15 protein-coding genes are annotated in these 16,122 nt (G+C 60.2%); 4 read left to right on the forward strand and 11 right to left on the reverse strand.

The annotated features are described in order from the left end of the window. The first annotated feature begins 268 nt into the window (after window positions 1-268). Entirely contained in the window at window positions 269-754 is a 486-nt protein-coding gene (locus ACKUG4_RS07255; protein WP_445433728.1) for a BRO-N domain-containing protein, read from the forward strand. 52 nt (window positions 755-806) lie between these two features. On the opposite strand, the gene ACKUG4_RS07260 is transcribed toward ACKUG4_RS07255, so the two are convergent. Next, entirely contained in the window at window positions 807-992 is a 186-nt protein-coding gene (locus ACKUG4_RS07260; protein WP_007954656.1) for a hypothetical protein, read from the reverse strand. 404 nt (window positions 993-1,396) lie between these two features. On the opposite strand from ACKUG4_RS07260, the gene ACKUG4_RS07265 reads away from it, so the two are divergent. Continuing rightward, a complete protein-coding gene (locus tag ACKUG4_RS07265) occupies window positions 1,397-3,025 on the forward strand; it encodes a glucan biosynthesis protein D (RefSeq protein WP_445433729.1) in 1,629 nt (542 codons plus the stop codon). Window positions 3,026-3,182: 157 nt separating this feature from the next. Here ACKUG4_RS07265 and ACKUG4_RS07270 read toward each other — a convergent pair whose 3' ends face one another. The 4 genes from ACKUG4_RS07270 to ACKUG4_RS07285 form a co-directional block, all read right to left on the reverse strand. Further along, window positions 3,183-3,716, reverse strand: coding sequence for a GNAT family N-acetyltransferase (locus ACKUG4_RS07270; protein WP_445433730.1), 534 nt, complete (start codon window positions 3,714-3,716; stop codon window positions 3,183-3,185). 88 nt (window positions 3,717-3,804) lie between these two features. Continuing rightward, window positions 3,805-4,911 carry an NADH:flavin oxidoreductase/NADH oxidase gene (locus ACKUG4_RS07275; RefSeq protein WP_039769573.1) on the reverse strand — a complete coding sequence of 369 codons (1,107 nt, stop codon included), beginning with the start codon at window positions 4,909-4,911 and terminating at the stop codon, window positions 3,805-3,807. 224 nt (window positions 4,912-5,135) lie between these two features. Continuing rightward, window positions 5,136-6,845: a single-stranded-DNA-specific exonuclease RecJ gene (recJ, locus tag ACKUG4_RS07280; RefSeq protein WP_445433731.1), complete on the reverse strand. Its 1,710-nt coding sequence runs from the start codon at window positions 6,843-6,845 to the stop codon at window positions 5,136-5,138. A gap of 54 nt (window positions 6,846-6,899) precedes the next feature. Further along, window positions 6,900-7,442, reverse strand: a complete 543-nt coding sequence (locus ACKUG4_RS07285) for a YaeQ family protein (RefSeq protein WP_064593644.1) — start codon at window positions 7,440-7,442, stop codon at window positions 6,900-6,902. Between the two features lie 146 nt (window positions 7,443-7,588). On the opposite strand from ACKUG4_RS07285, the gene ACKUG4_RS07290 reads away from it, so the two are divergent. Together ACKUG4_RS07290 and ACKUG4_RS07295 are read left to right on the forward strand one after the other, a co-directional pair. Next, complete coding sequence (locus tag ACKUG4_RS07290) at window positions 7,589-8,788, forward strand: CaiB/BaiF CoA transferase family protein (RefSeq protein ID WP_445433732.1); 1,200 nt, start codon at window positions 7,589-7,591, stop codon at window positions 8,786-8,788. A gap of 13 nt (window positions 8,789-8,801) precedes the next feature. After that, window positions 8,802-9,695, forward strand: coding sequence for a TIGR02285 family protein (locus ACKUG4_RS07295; protein WP_064593638.1), 894 nt, complete (start codon window positions 8,802-8,804; stop codon window positions 9,693-9,695). A 174-nt stretch (window positions 9,696-9,869) separates the two neighbouring features. On the opposite strand, the gene ACKUG4_RS07300 is transcribed toward ACKUG4_RS07295, so the two are convergent. From ACKUG4_RS07300 to dsbC, 6 genes are all read right to left on the reverse strand, one after another. Then, complete coding sequence (locus ACKUG4_RS07300; protein ID WP_445433733.1) at window positions 9,870-10,151, reverse strand: DUF3509 domain-containing protein; 282 nt, start codon at window positions 10,149-10,151, stop codon at window positions 9,870-9,872. Window positions 10,152-10,316: 165 nt separating this feature from the next. Next, window positions 10,317-10,724, reverse strand: coding sequence for a response regulator (locus tag ACKUG4_RS07305; RefSeq protein ID WP_064593635.1), 408 nt, complete (start codon window positions 10,722-10,724; stop codon window positions 10,317-10,319). A gap of 118 nt (window positions 10,725-10,842) precedes the next feature. Further along, a complete protein-coding gene (locus ACKUG4_RS07310) occupies window positions 10,843-12,213 on the reverse strand; it encodes a transporter substrate-binding domain-containing protein (protein ID WP_445433847.1) in 1,371 nt (456 codons plus the stop codon). Between the two features lie 119 nt (window positions 12,214-12,332). Then, window positions 12,333-13,742, reverse strand: coding sequence for a threonine synthase (gene thrC / locus ACKUG4_RS07315; protein WP_221398774.1), 1,410 nt, complete (start codon window positions 13,740-13,742; stop codon window positions 12,333-12,335). Between the two features lie 109 nt (window positions 13,743-13,851). Then, complete coding sequence (locus ACKUG4_RS07320) at window positions 13,852-15,156, reverse strand: homoserine dehydrogenase (RefSeq protein WP_011332618.1); 1,305 nt, start codon at window positions 15,154-15,156, stop codon at window positions 13,852-13,854. A 132-nt stretch (window positions 15,157-15,288) separates the two neighbouring features. Further along, window positions 15,289-16,020 (reverse strand): bifunctional protein-disulfide isomerase/oxidoreductase DsbC, encoded by a 732-nt coding sequence (gene dsbC / locus ACKUG4_RS07325; protein WP_039769559.1) that lies wholly within the window; start codon window positions 16,018-16,020, stop codon window positions 15,289-15,291. Between the last annotated feature and the right edge of the window lie 102 nt (window positions 16,021-16,122).

The raw sequence follows: 16,122 nt of genomic DNA on the forward strand, positions 1-16,122 counted from the left end.
CCTGACCGATAGGCTTTACCCCGTCGCTGCCCAATCAGCGACCCGGGGTCGAAGCCGGTACATCATCAACATGGCGCAACTGCGTCCTCCATAGAAACCGAGGCTTTTTTGCCTTTCGGATTCGCGTTATGGCGGACCGTGTGGCGCGGGCCTCTCGGCTTCCATGTTGATCGAGAATGTTCCGACTTCGAACGCCGCACGGTTCGCCACCCAAATCTGTCGAAGGATTAGTGGCGGCTCTCATTTCAACATGGAGTAGAAATTGACTATGCACGCGCCAAATTCACCAGAGACCCAGACGCACTTTATCCCTACGGTTTTCACCCGCCACAACCGCTTCCTCCACGCCCTCCTGCTTGATCATCAAGCCTGGTTCTGCGCTCAAGATCTGGGCCGCATGATGGGCCATCCCTTGAACCCACGCGTCACGCTCAAACTCGACCCCGACCAACGCCACACCGTTCGGCTGCGCAAGTACGGCAAAGTTGTCGAGACACCGATGGTCAGCGAATCCGGCATGTACGCGCTGCTCGTCCACCATTTCATCCCGGAAAACCGCAATCTGCGGCAATGGCTGAGCAATGAGGTGATTCCCATCCTGCGTGAAACCAGCTCAGTAACAGCGGAGAACTGCCCGAGCCTGAGCTCGATGCATTGGGCGGGCGTCACCGTGCCGCTGCTGCACTGGCAACAACAGGCTTGGGTGAAATGGAGGGACATGCCTGAGTTGATGCAGGCACAGCATCCCCGGTAAACAAGAATGAAAAAGGGGCGAACTTCACAGTCCGCCCCTTTGGTTTTTCACGTCAAAACCGCGAAACACTCCTCATCGCATCCACCAGATACCGCATCGCAATCCGGTCGCTCTCCGACAACTCCCGGTAACGCTCCACCAGTTTCAGTTCGTCGGGACTGAGCCGGCGTCTTCGCCGGACGTTGGTGAGGCAGGGAAAGATGCCTAACATTTCGGTGATGCCTTGTCCTTTTGTCATGGACGATGTCCTTTTCCAGTACGTCAGAAATTTCTCGAAAACCGCATCGCCCTGCTCCTTTAAGCAGCGATTTGAGCCCTGCCGGTCGGATGGGTCGTGACCGGCGATGCCCATAGAATAGAAATTAAATCGGCGCTGAAAAGCTGTTTTTAGAGTAATTAGTCGAAAAAAGCAGATATGCCCTATAAATCAGAAAAGTCTGTGAGATAAATAACCGTAACGTCTTGTTTCATTGAGACGCTGTCGCCGTGCTATCAATGAATTTTGCAAAATCGGCGAACCGATTAAGCTAGCGGGCATCTGTTACTAGTCCGTAGCGTTTGGCCGAAGGCTTGTCCGAACCGTAATTTCTGATCCAGTACGTGCCAGGAACGGCGCGGGATTGTCCACGACAGGTTGTATTTATGCACCGCAGGAATTTGCTCAAAGCGTCCATGGCCATTGCGGCTTACACCGGCCTTTCCGCCTCCGGCCTGCTCGCCGCACGCGCCTGGGCCGCCTCTGGCGGTGCCGCCGACGGTGAAGCACAGGCCTTCGACTTCGAAACGCTGAAGCGCCAGGCCAAACAACTGGCCGGCAGCGCCTATCAGGACACCAAACAGGTGCTGCCGCCGACCCTGGCGACCATGACCCCGCAGAACTTCAATGCGATCCGCTATGACGGCGAGCATTCGCTGTGGAAGGAAAACAAGGGTCAGCTCGATGTGCAGTTCTTCCACGTCGGCATGGGTTTCCGTCAGCCGGTGCGCATGTACAGCGTCGATCCCAAGACCCGCACGGCCCGCGAGGTGCATTTCCGCCCTCAGCTGTTCAACTATGAAAGCACTTCGGTCGACACCCAGCAGCTCAAGGGCGATCTGGGTTTTGCCGGCTTCAAGCTGTTCAAGGCGCCGGAACTGGATCGGCATGACGTGGTGTCGTTCCTCGGCGCCAGCTACTTCCGCGCGGTGGATGCCACTGGCCAATATGGCCTCTCCGCCCGTGGCCTGGCCGTCGACACCTACGCCAAGAAACGCGAAGAATTCCCTGACTTCACCAAGTTCTGGTTCGAAACCCCGGATCAGAACGCGACCCGCTTTGTGGTCTACGCCCTGCTCGACTCGCCGAGCGCGACCGGTGCCTATCGTTTCGACATCGATTGCCAGGCCGAACGCGTGGTAATGGAAGTCGACGCCCACATCAACGCCCGCACCGCCATCGAACAATTGGGCATCGCGCCGATGACCAGCATGTTCAGCTGCGGCACCCACGAGCGCCGGATGTGCGACACCATTCACCCGCAAATCCATGACTCGGATCGTCTGGCCATGTGGCGCGGCAACGGCGAGTGGATCTGCCGCCCGCTGAACAACCCGGCGACCCTGCAATTCAACGCCTTCGCCGACACCGATCCGAAAGGTTTCGGCCTGGTGCAGACCGACCACGAATTCGCCAACTACCAGGACACCGTCGACTGGTACAGCAAGCGTCCGAGCCTGTGGGTAGAACCTACAACCGCGTGGGGCGAAGGCTCTATCGATCTGCTGGAAATTCCTACAACCGGCGAAACCCTGGACAACATCGTTGCGTTCTGGACACCGAAAAAACCGGTAGCCGCCGGCGATTCGCTGAACTACGGCTACAAGCTCTACTGGAGCGCCCTGCCGCCGGTCGGCACGCCGCTGGCGCGGGTGCATGCGACCCGTTCGGGTATGGGAGGCTTCGTCGAAGGCTGGGCTCCGGGCGAGCATTACCCTCCGGTCTGGGCCCGTCGCTTTGCTGTGGACTTCACCGGTGGCGGCCTGGATCGCCTGCCGCAGGGCACCGGGATCGAACCGGTGGTGACTTGCTCCAACGGCAAGGTGCAGGATTTCAGCGTGCTGGTGCTGGATGACATCAAGGGTTACCGGATTCTGTTCGACTGGTACCCGACCAATGACAGCGTGGAGCCGGTTGAGCTGCGACTGTTCATACGCACCAATGACCGCACGCTGAGCGAGACCTGGTTGTACCAGTACTTCCCGCCGGCGCCGGACAAGCGCAAGTATCCTTGATGTTTTGAGGCGCCTGCGCGGGCCTCTTCGCGAGCAAGCCCGCTCCCACATTGGATCTGGTTCGATCACACAGTGTGTGACCGACACGGAGCCAGGGTGGGAGCGGGCTTGCTCGCGAAAGCGTCAGAATATTCAACATCGGATGGAAGGCACTGCGTCAGGTCAGTGGGCAATACAGATGAATGTCTTTGGGCTCTTGATCAAACAACTCAGGATCCGGGTGATCAACCAACCGGCAACCCTGACGCTGATAGAACTCCACGGTATTGCGCGACTCGGTCGCCGAGACATACAGCGCCTCGGCGCCGATCCTCCGACCATGGGCGCAGGCCAGGGAAAACAATCGCCCGCCAAGCCCCTGCCCACGCCAGGCACGGCTGATGTGCAGAAACTTCAACTGCCGCATGTTCAGACCCTGATTGTGAATAACCCGGTTATCCACAACCACCGCTGCCACCAGTGTCTCGCCATCGAAAATCCCGTGTAGCCAACCGCCGCTGCGCCAGCATTTTTCCAATACCCGCGCATTCTCCTCCGCCTCCCCTTCGGGCCACCCGCGCATGTCGAAACGCGCCGGATACAGAACCAGCTCACCGTTTTCCACGCGATAACATTCCTCGACCAGTTCACTGCGGTCGATCAGCGCCAGCAGCGGCAAGTCGGATTCCGTCAACTCTCGTTCGATCAACATGCGATCCATTCCTTTGCATTCCAAACGATAGGCAAGAAAAAACCCGCCTTTTCAATGGCGGGTTTTATAGGCGCTGCGACAGGTCGGATCAATCCCGCAGATCAGACTCATGAATCGGCTGATCACGATGGGTCGCACGTTGATACTGCGCCGGCCACACCGCTTTGCGGCCGCCCAGGTCATCGTCGGCGTGCAGCGGCCAGTACGGATCACGCAGCAGCTCACGGGCAAGGAAGATGATGTCGGCCTGACAGGTTCGCAGGATGTGCTCGGCCTGGGCCGGCTCGGTAATCATTCCCACGGTCCCGGTGGCGATGCCTGACTCCTTGCGCACCCGTTCGGCGAAGCGCGTCTGATATCCCGGACCCACGGGGATTTCGGCGTTGGCTGCCGTGCCGCCCGATGACACATCGATCAAATCAGCCCCCAAGGCTTTCAGGCGGCGCGCCAGCTCCACGGTTTCATCCGGGTTCCAGCCGTCCTCGACCCAGTCGGTAGCCGACAGGCGCACAAACACCGGCAGTTCTTCCGGCCACACGGCGCGCACCGCCTCAGTCACTTGCAGCACCAGACGAATACGATTTTCGAACGAACCACCGTACTGGTCGCGGCGCTGATTGCTCAGCGGCGACAGAAACTGGTGCAACAGATAACCGTGCGCCGCATGCACCTCGACCACACTGAAACCGGCGGTCAGCGCGCGTTTGGCCGCTGCCACGAAGTCCTGAATGACCTGGGCGATCTGCCCTTCATCCAGTTGTTTCGGTTGGGTGTGTTGCGGGTCGAAGGCAATCGGCGAAGGCCCGACCGGCGTCCAGCCACCGTCCTCCGGTTTGACGCTGCCGTGCTTGCCGATCCACGGCCGGTGGGTGCTGGCCTTGCGCCCGGCGTGGGCCAGTTGAATGCCGGCCACTGCGCCTTGGGCGGTGATGAAACGGGTGATGCGTTGCAACGGTGCGATCTGTTCGTCGTTCCACAGGCCCAAGTCTTCGGCGGTGATCCGCCCGTCGGCCGTGATTGCCGTGGCTTCGGTGAATACCAGGCCAGCGCCCCCCACGGCACGGCTGCCGAGGTGCACCAGATGCCAGTCGTTGGCCAGGCCATCGACGCTGGAGTACTGGCACATGGGCGACACGGCGATGCGGTTGGGCAGGGTCAGTTGGCGAAGGGTAAAGGGTTCAAGCAGCAGACTCATGGGGCACCTCTCAAATCAGTGGGCAGGCTCCAGGGTTCTGTTTGAAAAGTCGACGAGTGACAGGAAAAAGGTGCAGCACCCGCCCCCGCGGGCAAAAAAATCGACAAGACGTCACAAGGCCAATCAAGCAGTGCTTAGAGCCTAGTCGACATCCGGGGATGAGGGAGGGTTCAGAGTAATTCTGTGTATGTAAGTCCGCCTGCGCGAGCTTGCTCGCGAAGGCGTCAACGCGGTTCGATGTGGGCAATCATCAGTTGCACGGTCTCATTGCCGCGAAACTCGTTCAGATCGAGCTTGTACGCCAGTTCGACCCATTTGATTGTCGGGTTCGGCCAGATATCACGATCGATGCCGAAGGCGATGCCATCCAGCTTCACCGAGCCGCATTCAGTTTTCAGCACCACTTTCAGGTGCCGCTCGCCGACCACTCGCTGCTCGACCAACTGGAACACGCCATGAAACAGCGGCTCCGGGAAATGCTGGCCCCACGGCCCGGCGTGACGCACGGCGCGGGCCAGCTCCAGATGAAATTCCTCGACCGCCAGCGTGCCGTCCGACAGCAGGCGCCCGGTCAGATCCTCTTCGCGAAGCTGCCTGCGCACTTCGGCGTCGAAGGCCTCGGCGAACAACGGAAAATTCTCCTGCGGCAAAGTCAGGCCTGCCGCCATCGCGTGACCGCCGTACTTGGCGATCAGATCCGGATGCTGCGCCGCGACCACGCTCAGCGCATCACGAATATGAAAGCCCTGAACCGAACGCCCAGAGCCCTTGAGCAGACCGTCACCGGCATCGGCGAAGGCGATGGTCGGGCGGAAGTAACGCTCCTTCATCCGCGAAGCCAGAATACCGATGACACCCTGATGCCATTCCGGATCGAACAGGCACAACCCGAATGGCATCGACTCGACCGGCAAGTCCTTGAGCTGGGCCAGCGCTTCACGCTGCATGCCTTGCTCGATGGATTTGCGATCCTGGTTCATGCCGTCCAGTTGCGCCGCCATTTCGCGGGCCAGCTCTGCATTCTGGGTCAACAGGCACTCGATCCCGAGGCTCATGTCATCCAGACGCCCCGCCGCGTTCAGGCGCGGGCCGACGATGAAGCCGAGGTCGGTAGACGTAATGCGCGAAGCCTCACGCTTGGCCACTTCCAGGATCGCCTTGATCCCCGGCCGCGCACGCCCGGCGCGAATCCGTTCCAGCCCCTGGTGCACCAGAATCCGGTTGTTGGCATCCAGCGGCACCACGTCGGCAACGCTGCCCAGCGCCACCAGATCCAGCAGTTCACCGATGTTCGGCTGTGGTTTGCTCTCGTACCAGCCGAGGCTGCGCAGGCGTGCGCGCAAAGCCATCAACACGTAGAAAATCACCCCGACCCCGGCCAGCGCCTTGCTCGGGAACTCGCAGCCGGGCTGGTTCGGATTGACCAGTGCATCGGCCTGCGGCAGTTCATCGCCGGGCAAGTGGTGGTCGGTGATCAAAACCTTCAAACCGTGACGTTTCGCGGCCGCTACACCTTCAACGCTGGAAATACCGTTGTCGACGGTGATCAACAGTTGCGGCTTGCGAGTCATCGCGACTTCGACGATTTCCGGGGTCAGGCCGTAGCCGTATTCGAAGCGGTTCGGCACCAGATAATCGACGTGTGCCGCGCCCAGCAGGCGCAGACCGAGCACGCCCACGGTGCTGGCCGTCGCGCCGTCGGCGTCGAAGTCGCCAACGATCAGGATCCGCTGACGCTGCTCCAGCGCCGCCACCAGCAGATCGACCGCCGCATCGATCCCTTTGAGCTGCTGGAACGGAATCAGCCGCGCCAGGCTCTTGTCCAACTCCGCCTCGGACTGCACGCCCCGCGCCGCGTACAGGCGGGTCAGTAGCGGTGGCAGTTCACCGAGAAACGGCAGAGTGGCGGGCAACGGGCGAGGATCGATACGCATGGGGTGACAGAAGCTTCTCTTGAATACGTGGGATTTTTCGGGAGTAGCGCGGACTTAACCGCGCTCGCCTTGCAGCCAGCTGAGCTGGACTTCGTGCTGGCCACGGTCGTCGGTGACGAAGATCGTGCCTTCGCTGATCATCACGTCCCACTTGATGACGCGGGGCATGTCCTTGGCCAGGGTTTCCAGCACTTCCTGCGGAACTGCGGCAATGTTGACGTTCTTCAGGTTTTTGATCGCCGGAATCACCTTGCCTTCCCAGACGCGCAGGCTGCCGTAGGCCAGCAGGCTGGTGCGTTCGGTGCGGCGCGAGCACCAGGTCAGGCGATCGGCATCCGGCTGGCCGACTTCGATCCAGTGCAGGACGCGGTCGTCCAGGCTCTTTTCCCACAGCGCAGGTTCATCCACGTCCGACAGACCACGCCCGAACGACAGTTGCTCGTTGTACCAGAGCGCGTAGGCCAACAGCCGCACGGTCATGCGTTCTTCGGTTTCCGAAGGATGGCGGGCGATGGTCTGCTTCACGTTCTCGTAGACGCTGCGGTCGAGGTCGGTGAGGTTCAGTTCGAATTTGTAGGTAGTGGACGGCTGGGCCATGAACGGGCTTCTTGATACGAGGAAAGTCGGCAAGTCTAACCGATGCTGTAGGCAATCCACGAATTGATGGCGATCAACCTTGCGCGACTGACAGCCGGCTATGTTAAAACGCTGTATCTGCTCAGCCTTGTCCTACAGGATCTCGCATGCCGTTCGCCAACAAACCGCTCAGCGGTCTGAAAGTCATTGAATTGGGTACTTTGATTGCTGGGCCGTTTGCTTCGCGCATCTGCGGCGAGTTCGGCGCCGAAGTGATCAAGATCGAGTCGCCGGACGGCGGGGATCCGTTGCGCAAATGGCGCAAGCTGTATGAAGGGACTTCGTTGTGGTGGTTCGTCCAGGCGCGCAACAAAAAGTCCCTGACGCTGAACCTCAAACACCCCGATGGCCTGGCGATCCTGAAAAAACTGCTGGGTGAAGCCGACATCCTGATCGAGAACTTCCGCCCCGGCGTGCTGGAAAAACTCGGCCTGGGCTGGGAAACCCTGCACGCGCTGAACCCGAAACTGGTGATGGTGCGCCTGTCCGGTTTCGGCCAGACCGGGCCGATGAAGGATCAGCCAGGTTTCGGTGCGGTCGGCGAATCCATGGGCGGTCTGCGCTACATCACCGGTTTCGAAGACCGCCCGCCGGTGCGCACCGGAATTTCCATCGGCGACTCGATTGCCGCCCTGTGGGGCGTGATCGGCGCCTTGATGGCCTTGCGTCATCGCGAGGTCAACGGCGGCCTCGGCCAGGTGGTCGATGTGGCGCTGTACGAAGCGATCTTCGCCATGATGGAAAGCATGGTGCCGGAGTTCGATGTGTTCGGCTTCATTCGCGAGCGTACCGGCAACATCATGCCGGGCATCACCCCGTCCTCGATCCACACCAGCGCCGACGGCAAACACGTGCAGATCGGCGCCAACGGCGATGCAATCTTCAAGCGCTTCATGCTGATCATCGGCCGTGAAGATCTGGCAAACGCCCCGGCGCTGGCCAGCAACGACGGGCGCGACAGCCGTCGTGACGAGTTGTATGGGGTGATCGATCGCTGGGTCAATTCGCTGCCGCTGCAAACCGTGCTGGATCTGCTGAATCAGGCCGAAGTACCGGCCAGCCGGATCTTCAGTGCCGAAGACATGTTCAACGATCCGCAATACCTGGCCCGGGAAATGTTCCTCCACGCCAAATTGCCGGACGGCAAACCTTTCAAGATGCCGGGCATCGTGCCGAAACTCTCTGAGACACCCGGCACGTCCGAATGGGTCGGACCGCAGCTCGGTGAGCACAATGCGCAGGTACTCCACGATCTTGGCTACGACGAGAAGCAGATCGCCCGGCTGCGCGAAGACGGAGCCATCTGAGCTGAAGCCTCTGATGCCCTCGGCCTCGAACCGCGCCCACCATTGGTGGACCTGGCGGTTGTTCGGCCTGCTGTTCCTGATGGTACTGCCAGCGTGGGCGCAGGCCAAACCGACGCTGATCTGGCTGTTGCGCGACCTGCCGCCACTGACGATCTTCGAGGGTCCGAAAAAGGGCCAGGGCGTTATCGATCAATTGATGCCAATGCTCATTGCCGGCATGCCGCAATACGAACACACCTTGCTGCGGGTCAATCGCGCCCGTGGCACTCAAATGCTGCATGAACATCCCTTCGCCTGCGATCCTTCGCTGATCTGGAACAGGGAGCGGGCACAATGGATCGCCTTCTCCATTCCCGCGTTTCGCGCTGTCAGCAATGGCCTGGTGGTGCGTCAGAGAGATCGCGAAGTGCTGGAGCCGTTTCTGGTCGACGATGAAGTCGATCTGTCGGCATTTCTGGCCAACGGCGAGCGAAAAGTCGGCGTGGTAGCCGAGCGCAGTTATGGCGAGTACATCGATACATTGCTGCATCAGGCACCGAGCGGCGCGCTGACGCCCCATTACGGCAACGATGCGCTCAGCAGCCTGCTGTCGATGCAGCGCCTGGGACGTTTGCAGGTGGTGCTGGGTTACTGGCCGGAAATCCGTTATCAGGCGCGCCAGGCCGAGATCACCGAGGACGAACTGCTGTTCTTCCCGATTCGCGGCACGGGCAAGTACCTGTCGGGCCATGTCGGCTGCACCGACACCACGGCGGGTCGCCAGGCGATCACCGAGATCAATCAGCTGTTGCGCACCCTGCCCCACGATCATCTCAACCAGCTCTACGCCGATTGGCTCGACCCCGAAAGGCGTCAGGATTATCTGGAACAGGCGCGGATTTTCTTCCAGCGACAAGCCGCGCAATGAAATCCGGGCAAAAAGAAACCCCGAGAAGTGGGGAGACGACTCGGGGTTAAACGTGGCCTGTATCAAAGACCCGTAGCAGCAAGCGACAAGCACCGGAGCACAATGCTTGCTCCTGCTGTTACCGGGTCTGACCGACCTGGATGCAGGAAGGTTCCCACAAATGAAAAATCAGTTTCAGAGGGCCGGGTGCTTGTCGAGGGCTGCGTTTCGCAACGCGGCGATCACACAGGGTTCCAGCCGGCCTTCGGCAATCAGGATGTCACGCTGCAGACCGTCGACCACATCTGTCAGTTGACGCTTGTCGCTCAATTGCGCCTGATTGAATTCGCGCTCCACCACGATCGCGCCGCTGCCGTTCTTCAAGGTCACCAGGCATTCGCCATGGCGACCCCGAGGGGTCAACGTCACTTGATACGGGCTCAGAGCCTCACCGAGCAATAGACTGATACTTTCCATCTCGATCTCCACTCAATAGTCCGAAAACACAGTGCCTGGGGCGTGTTCACAGTAAATGACCACCGGCCCGAGAGGAAAGTTCTGCTTGTCGCCGGCCTCTCCCGGAGCGTCACCGGCCTATCAGAGCATGCAGGGTGAAGATGACAGGAAAATAACCATGGGGGTTCAAGCGTCCACGCAATTCCGGTGGCTTGTCATGTAGGTGTCCAGCAGACTCCTCATCAACACCGCCGACACTGGCGTGTGCAGGCGGCCCAGCAAGGTGATCCCGTGTTCGCCGAGCAAGGTTTCCAGCTCTTGCAGCAGGCTGGGTGCCACGGCCCCCAGCAGAATCATCGCCCGCGCGTCCTGCCGGTCGGCCAGATGCCGGATCAGCGCCACCCCGTCCCCGTTCTGTAATTGTGGATTGCACAGGGTAATGTCGACCGCTCCGCGACGTTCCAGTGACCGCTTTGCCGAACCCAGCGACGGCGCGGTCAGCACATCATAGATACCGATGGCGTTGAGCATCTGGTGCAACGCCATCAGCTGGAACGGATTGGGTTCTAGAATCAGGATCTTGAGCGAGCGCATGGGACGACCTCTGTAGCGACAATCGCGGATTCACGCCGCAGTGGCCTGTCACTCTAGGGCAGTCGTCCTAAGCCTCCCATCAGAAAAGGAATCGCGGTTTATAGGACTTTTCCCATCTTTAATGCAGACATTGACACCCGCTCTCCTTCCTCCGCTCGGTGATGTCCGTCCAGCCACCCAGCAGGCCACGCAGTTTTCCATCCGCACTGTAAAACGGCACCGTCCATTGGTAGATCTGACGGGGGCCGCTCTTGAACACCAGCTGCCGTTTGCTGAAACGTGTTTTACGAGTGCCCAGCTGCGCCATGAATTCTTCGTGCAGCATCAGTGCCGTGGCCTGCGGAAGTGCATCGATCTCGAACAGCATCCGGCCCTGTACCTGTTCCAGCCGAACCGACAGCGCATCTTCATAACTGCGATTGCACATGATCAACCGCCCCTGCAGATCGCGAACGAATACGGGATCGGGCATCGCATCGATCAATGCATGTTGGAAAGCCAGTTGATCACTTAGATCCTTTTCAGCCGCCCGTCGCTGCTTTACCTCGGCCGCCAAACGGCGGTTCCACAGCAAGGGCAATAGCCCGAACACCCCAAGCGCACCCATCGCCCAACACCCCCACTTGATCAGGAGCGAGCCGATCGAGGGAACCGGAGCGGGAGCAACGCCATCCAGCCATTTCAGGCGCATGGCACGCAGTTCGGCCGCCGAGAAAGCGCCCAATGCCTTGTTGAGGATGCTCACAAGCTCAGGCAGCCCTTTGCGTACCGCCAGATGATCCGCCTCCCATTTGCCCTCCACCAGACCGCCGACCTTGAGCAGGCCCGAGGGAAACAGCTGAGCCCCGATCTCGTTCTCGATGGTGGCGTAGGCCTCGCCACTCTCGACCAGCGCTCGCGCCTCGGCATACGTTTTCACCGAGCGGATCTGGATCGACGGGTAGTCACGTCGAATGCTGTCCTCCAGCGCATGCCGGGCCGGCAGGACCAATACCCGCTTTGCCAGCGCTTCGAACGACTGTATCGCCGGTTCGCCCGAATGACCGACGAATACCCAGCCAGCACCGCCGAACGCGTGACTGAAGTCCAGGAATGCCTTGCGCTCGTCGTTCATCGCCAGGGTCGTGCTGATATCGGCCACGCCACTCTGAAGCCGTTCCAGCATGTGATCGGTGGAAAACGACTCCTGATGGACGAACTGCAATCCGGTCATGGCGCTGATATGCGTGAGCACATCGTTGTTCAAGCCGCTCCAATGACCATGTTCATCCTGAAACAGATACAACGGGTACTGCACCGAGGCGACCGTCACTCTGGGGTTATCTCGAATCCACTGTCGCTCATGCTCATCCAGCTCGATAGGCTGAACGGTTGTCACCCCATCGGAATGCCTCGCCAGATGGGCCGCTTCGGTCCACTGCGACACCCCGAACATCGCCCACACACACAACCAGCACAGCGCCGGTTTCAATCCTGAAAAAAACCGCATTGCCACATCCTTCGTCATCGACTCACCCGTCCTTCGTGGGTGAAACCCGGGCAGTGTGGCATGCATAAACAAGAAAGCCCGTCAGGAGACGGGCTTCAAAATGTGACAGCTTTGCGGGCTTAGAGGGGCTTGCCTCGGTTGCCATGCTGACTGACAAAGGCTTGCACGGCTTTCAGCTCATTCGGCAGGACGGTGCAGCGCTCTTCTCTCTCAAACAAATCAGAAAGATGTGCAGGTAGTTCGAGAGCTTTTCCTACACCGGCTTTCTCCACCGCGTCCGGGAACTTGACCGGATGCGCCGTGCCCAGAATCACCATCGGGATGTCCAGGCTGCGACGGCATTCGCGCGCGGCTTTCACGCCAATGGCGGTGTGCGGATCCAGCACTTCACCGGTCTGCTCGTAGACTTCGGCGATGGTTTCGCAGGTTTGCGCATCGTCCACGGCCAGCGAGTCGAACAGTTTGCGTGCTTCGGTCCAGCGTTCCTGTTCGACGCTGAAACCGCCGCCCTGCCTGAACGAATCCATCAGCCCGGCAATTGCCGCGCCGTTGCGACCGTGCAGGTCGAACAGCAGGCGTTCGAAGTTCGACGAGACCATGATGTCCATCGACGGCGACAGCGTGGCGTGCAGGGTTTCCTTGACGTACTGGTTGCCACTCATGAAGCGGTGCAGGATGTCGTTGCGGTTGGTGGCGACGATCAACTGGTTGATCGGAAGGCCCATGTTGCGCGCCAGATAGCCGGCGAAGATGTCGCCAAAGTTGCCGGTCGGCACCGAGAACGACACCGAACGCGCCGGGCCGCCCAACTGCAGGGCCGCGTGGAAGTAGTAAACGATCTGGGCCATGATCCGCGCCCAGTTGATCGAGTTCACTGCAACCAGGCGGGTGCCCTTGAGGAAGCTCTGGTCGGCGAAGCTGGCCTTGACCATTTCCTGGCAGTCATCGAAGTTGCCTTCGATGGCGATGTTGTGGATGTTCTCACCGAGGATGGTGGTCATCTGCCGACGCTGCACTTCGGACACGCGGTTGTGCGGGTGCAGAATGAAGATGTCGACGTTTTCGCAGTGCTTGCAGCCTTCGATGGCGGCCGAACCGGTGTCACCGGAGGTGGCGCCGACGATGACCACGCGCTCGCCGCGTTTTTCCAGCACGTAGTCGAGCAAGCGACCGAGCAGTTGCAGGGCGAAGTCCTTGAACGCCAGGGTCGGGCCGTGGAACAGCTCCAGCACCCATTCGTTGCCGTTCAACTGACGCAGCGGCGCAACGGCGTTGTGGGCGAACACACCGTAGGTTTCTTCAAGAATCTTTTTGAAATCGGCGTCCGGAATGCTGCCGGTGACGAACGGGCGCATGACGCGGAAGGCCAGCTCGTGATACGGCAGGCCGGCCCAGGAAGCGATTTCTTCCTGGGTGAAACGTGGCAGGTTTTCCGGGACGTACAGACCGCCGTCGGTGGCGAGACCGGCCAGCAGGACGTCTTCGAAATTCAGGGCCGGTGCCTGGCCGCGGGTACTGATGTAACGCATAGGGGCAAACCTTCGGTTTGAGCTTCAAGCTACGAGTTACAAGCTTCAGGTAAAAGCCGGACTGCTTTTCTCTTGCCGCTTGCAGCTCGAAGCTTGCAGCTGTTTCTGTTTAGTTCAAGTGCTCGACGCGGATCCGCACAACCGGACCGACCACGCCCGCGAGCGCTTCGAGGGCGGCGATCGCGTCGTTGATGTGCTGTTCCAGCACGCGGTGGGTCAGCAGGATCATCGGCACCAGGCCGTCGTGTTCCTCGACTTCCTTCTGCATGATCGACTCGATGTTGATGCCGCGCTCCGAGAGGATGCTCGCCACCTGAGCGAGTACGCCCGGATGGTCCTTGGCCTGAATGCGCAGGTAGTAGGCGCTTTCGCAGGCTTCGATCGGCAGGATCGGATGGGCCGACAGCGAGTCCGGCTGGAAGGCCAGGTGCGGCACGCGGTTTTCCGGGTCGGACGTCATGGCGCGAACCACGTCCACCAGATCCGCGATCACCGACGAAGCGGTCGGCTCCATGCCGGCGCCGGCGCCGTAGAACAGGGTCGAACCGGCAGCGTCACCGTTGACCATCACCGCGTTCATCACACCGTTGACGTTGGCTATCAGGCGATCGGCCGGTATCAGCGTCGGGTGTACGCGCAGCTCGATACCGGCGGCGGTGCTGCGTGCCACGCCCAGATGCTTGATGCGGTAGCCCAGCGCTTCGGCGTAATTCACGTCGGCGGTGGTCAGCTTGGTGATGCCTTCGGTGTAAGCCTTGTCGAACTGCAGCGGAACACCGAATGCGATCGACGCCAGGATCGTCAGCTTGTGCGCCGCGTCGATGCCTTCGACGTCGAAAGTCGGATCAGCTTCGGCGTAACCCAGCGCTTGCGCCTCGGCCAGCACGTCTTCGAAGGTGCGACCCTTCTCGCGCATTTCGGTGAGGATGAAGTTGCCGGTGCCGTTGATGATCCCGGCGACCCAGTTGATACGGTTGGCGGACAGGCCTTCACGGATCGCCTTGATCACCGGAATGCCGCCGGCTACCGCCGCTTCGAACGCCACGATCACGCCTTTCTCGCGTGCCTTGGCGAAAATTTCATTACCGTGAACGGCAATCAGAGCCTTGTTCGCGGTGACCACATGCTTGCCATTCTCGATGGCCTTGAGTACCAGCTCGCGGGCAACGGTGTAGCCGCCCATCAGCTCTATGACGATGTCGATCTCAGGGTTCGTGGCCACTTCGAAGACATCGTTGGTAATCGCAATACCGGTCGTCTGGAACTGAGGCTTTGGCGTGCGCATGGCAATTTGTGCCACTTCGATTCCACGCCCGGCACGACGAGCAATTTCCTCGGCGTTGCGCTGAAGTACGTTGAAGGTTCCGCCACCGACGGTCCCTAACCCACAGATGCCTACTTTGACCGGTTTCACTGTGAACTCCCCATAAAACGGCCGACGCGAGGCCGGCCGTGAAAACAACCGCAGGTTCGCGGCTCTCTGTTGATGGCCCGGCAATCCTGCCGCCGGACCACGCTCGTCAACGCCTGAGCGTGACGATGCGAATTACTTCGCGCCCAGCGCCAGTTTGGCGACTTGTGGCGCAGGCTGGTAGCCCGGAATGACTTGTCCGTCGGCCAAAACGATGGCCGGTGTGCCATTCACGCCGATCGACTGACCGAGGGCGAACTGTTTGGAAACCGGGTTATCGCACTTGGCGGCCTTGATTTCCTTGCCATCGACCATTTTGTCCATGGCCGCTTTCTTGTCTTTCGAGCACCACACCGCTTGCAGCTGTTCGTCACCCGGCGAATTCAGGCCCTGACGCGGGAACGCGACGTAACGCACTTCGATGCCGCGCTTGTTCAACTCGGGCACTTCAGCGTGCAGCTTGTGGCAGTACGGGCAAGTGGTGTCGGTGAAAACGGTGATGTGCGACTTGGTTTCACCCACGGCCGGGTAAACCACGGTCTCGGCCACCGGGATCGCATTGATCAGTTTGGAAATGCCCAGGCGTTCGGTCTTCTCGGTCAGGTTGACCGGTTTGCCGTCCTTGAGCTGGAACATGTAGCCCTGAACGATGTACTGGCCGTCGGCGCTGGCGTAGAGCACGCGACTGCCCTTGAGCTTGACTTCGTACAGGCCCGGCAGCGGACTGGCGGTAATGGTATCGACCGGCACGTCGAGCTGGAGGTTTTCCAGGCTTTGGCGAATCGCTTTGTCGGCCGCGTCATCGGCGACGGCAAAGGTGCTGACCAACGCAATGGCTGCGGCGGCGAAAATCTGGGTCAGACGCATGAGAACTCCTGAAGGCGGACAAATGGAACGATCAGAACGCCCGTGCCGGAACACCGGGTCATAACCGCCCATCGTGCAAACCGGCAAAGCCTACCACATAAG

Source organism: Candidatus Pseudomonas auctus, assembly GCF_048654275.1.
GTDB lineage: Bacteria > Pseudomonadota > Gammaproteobacteria > Pseudomonadales > Pseudomonadaceae > Aquipseudomonas > Aquipseudomonas pharyngis.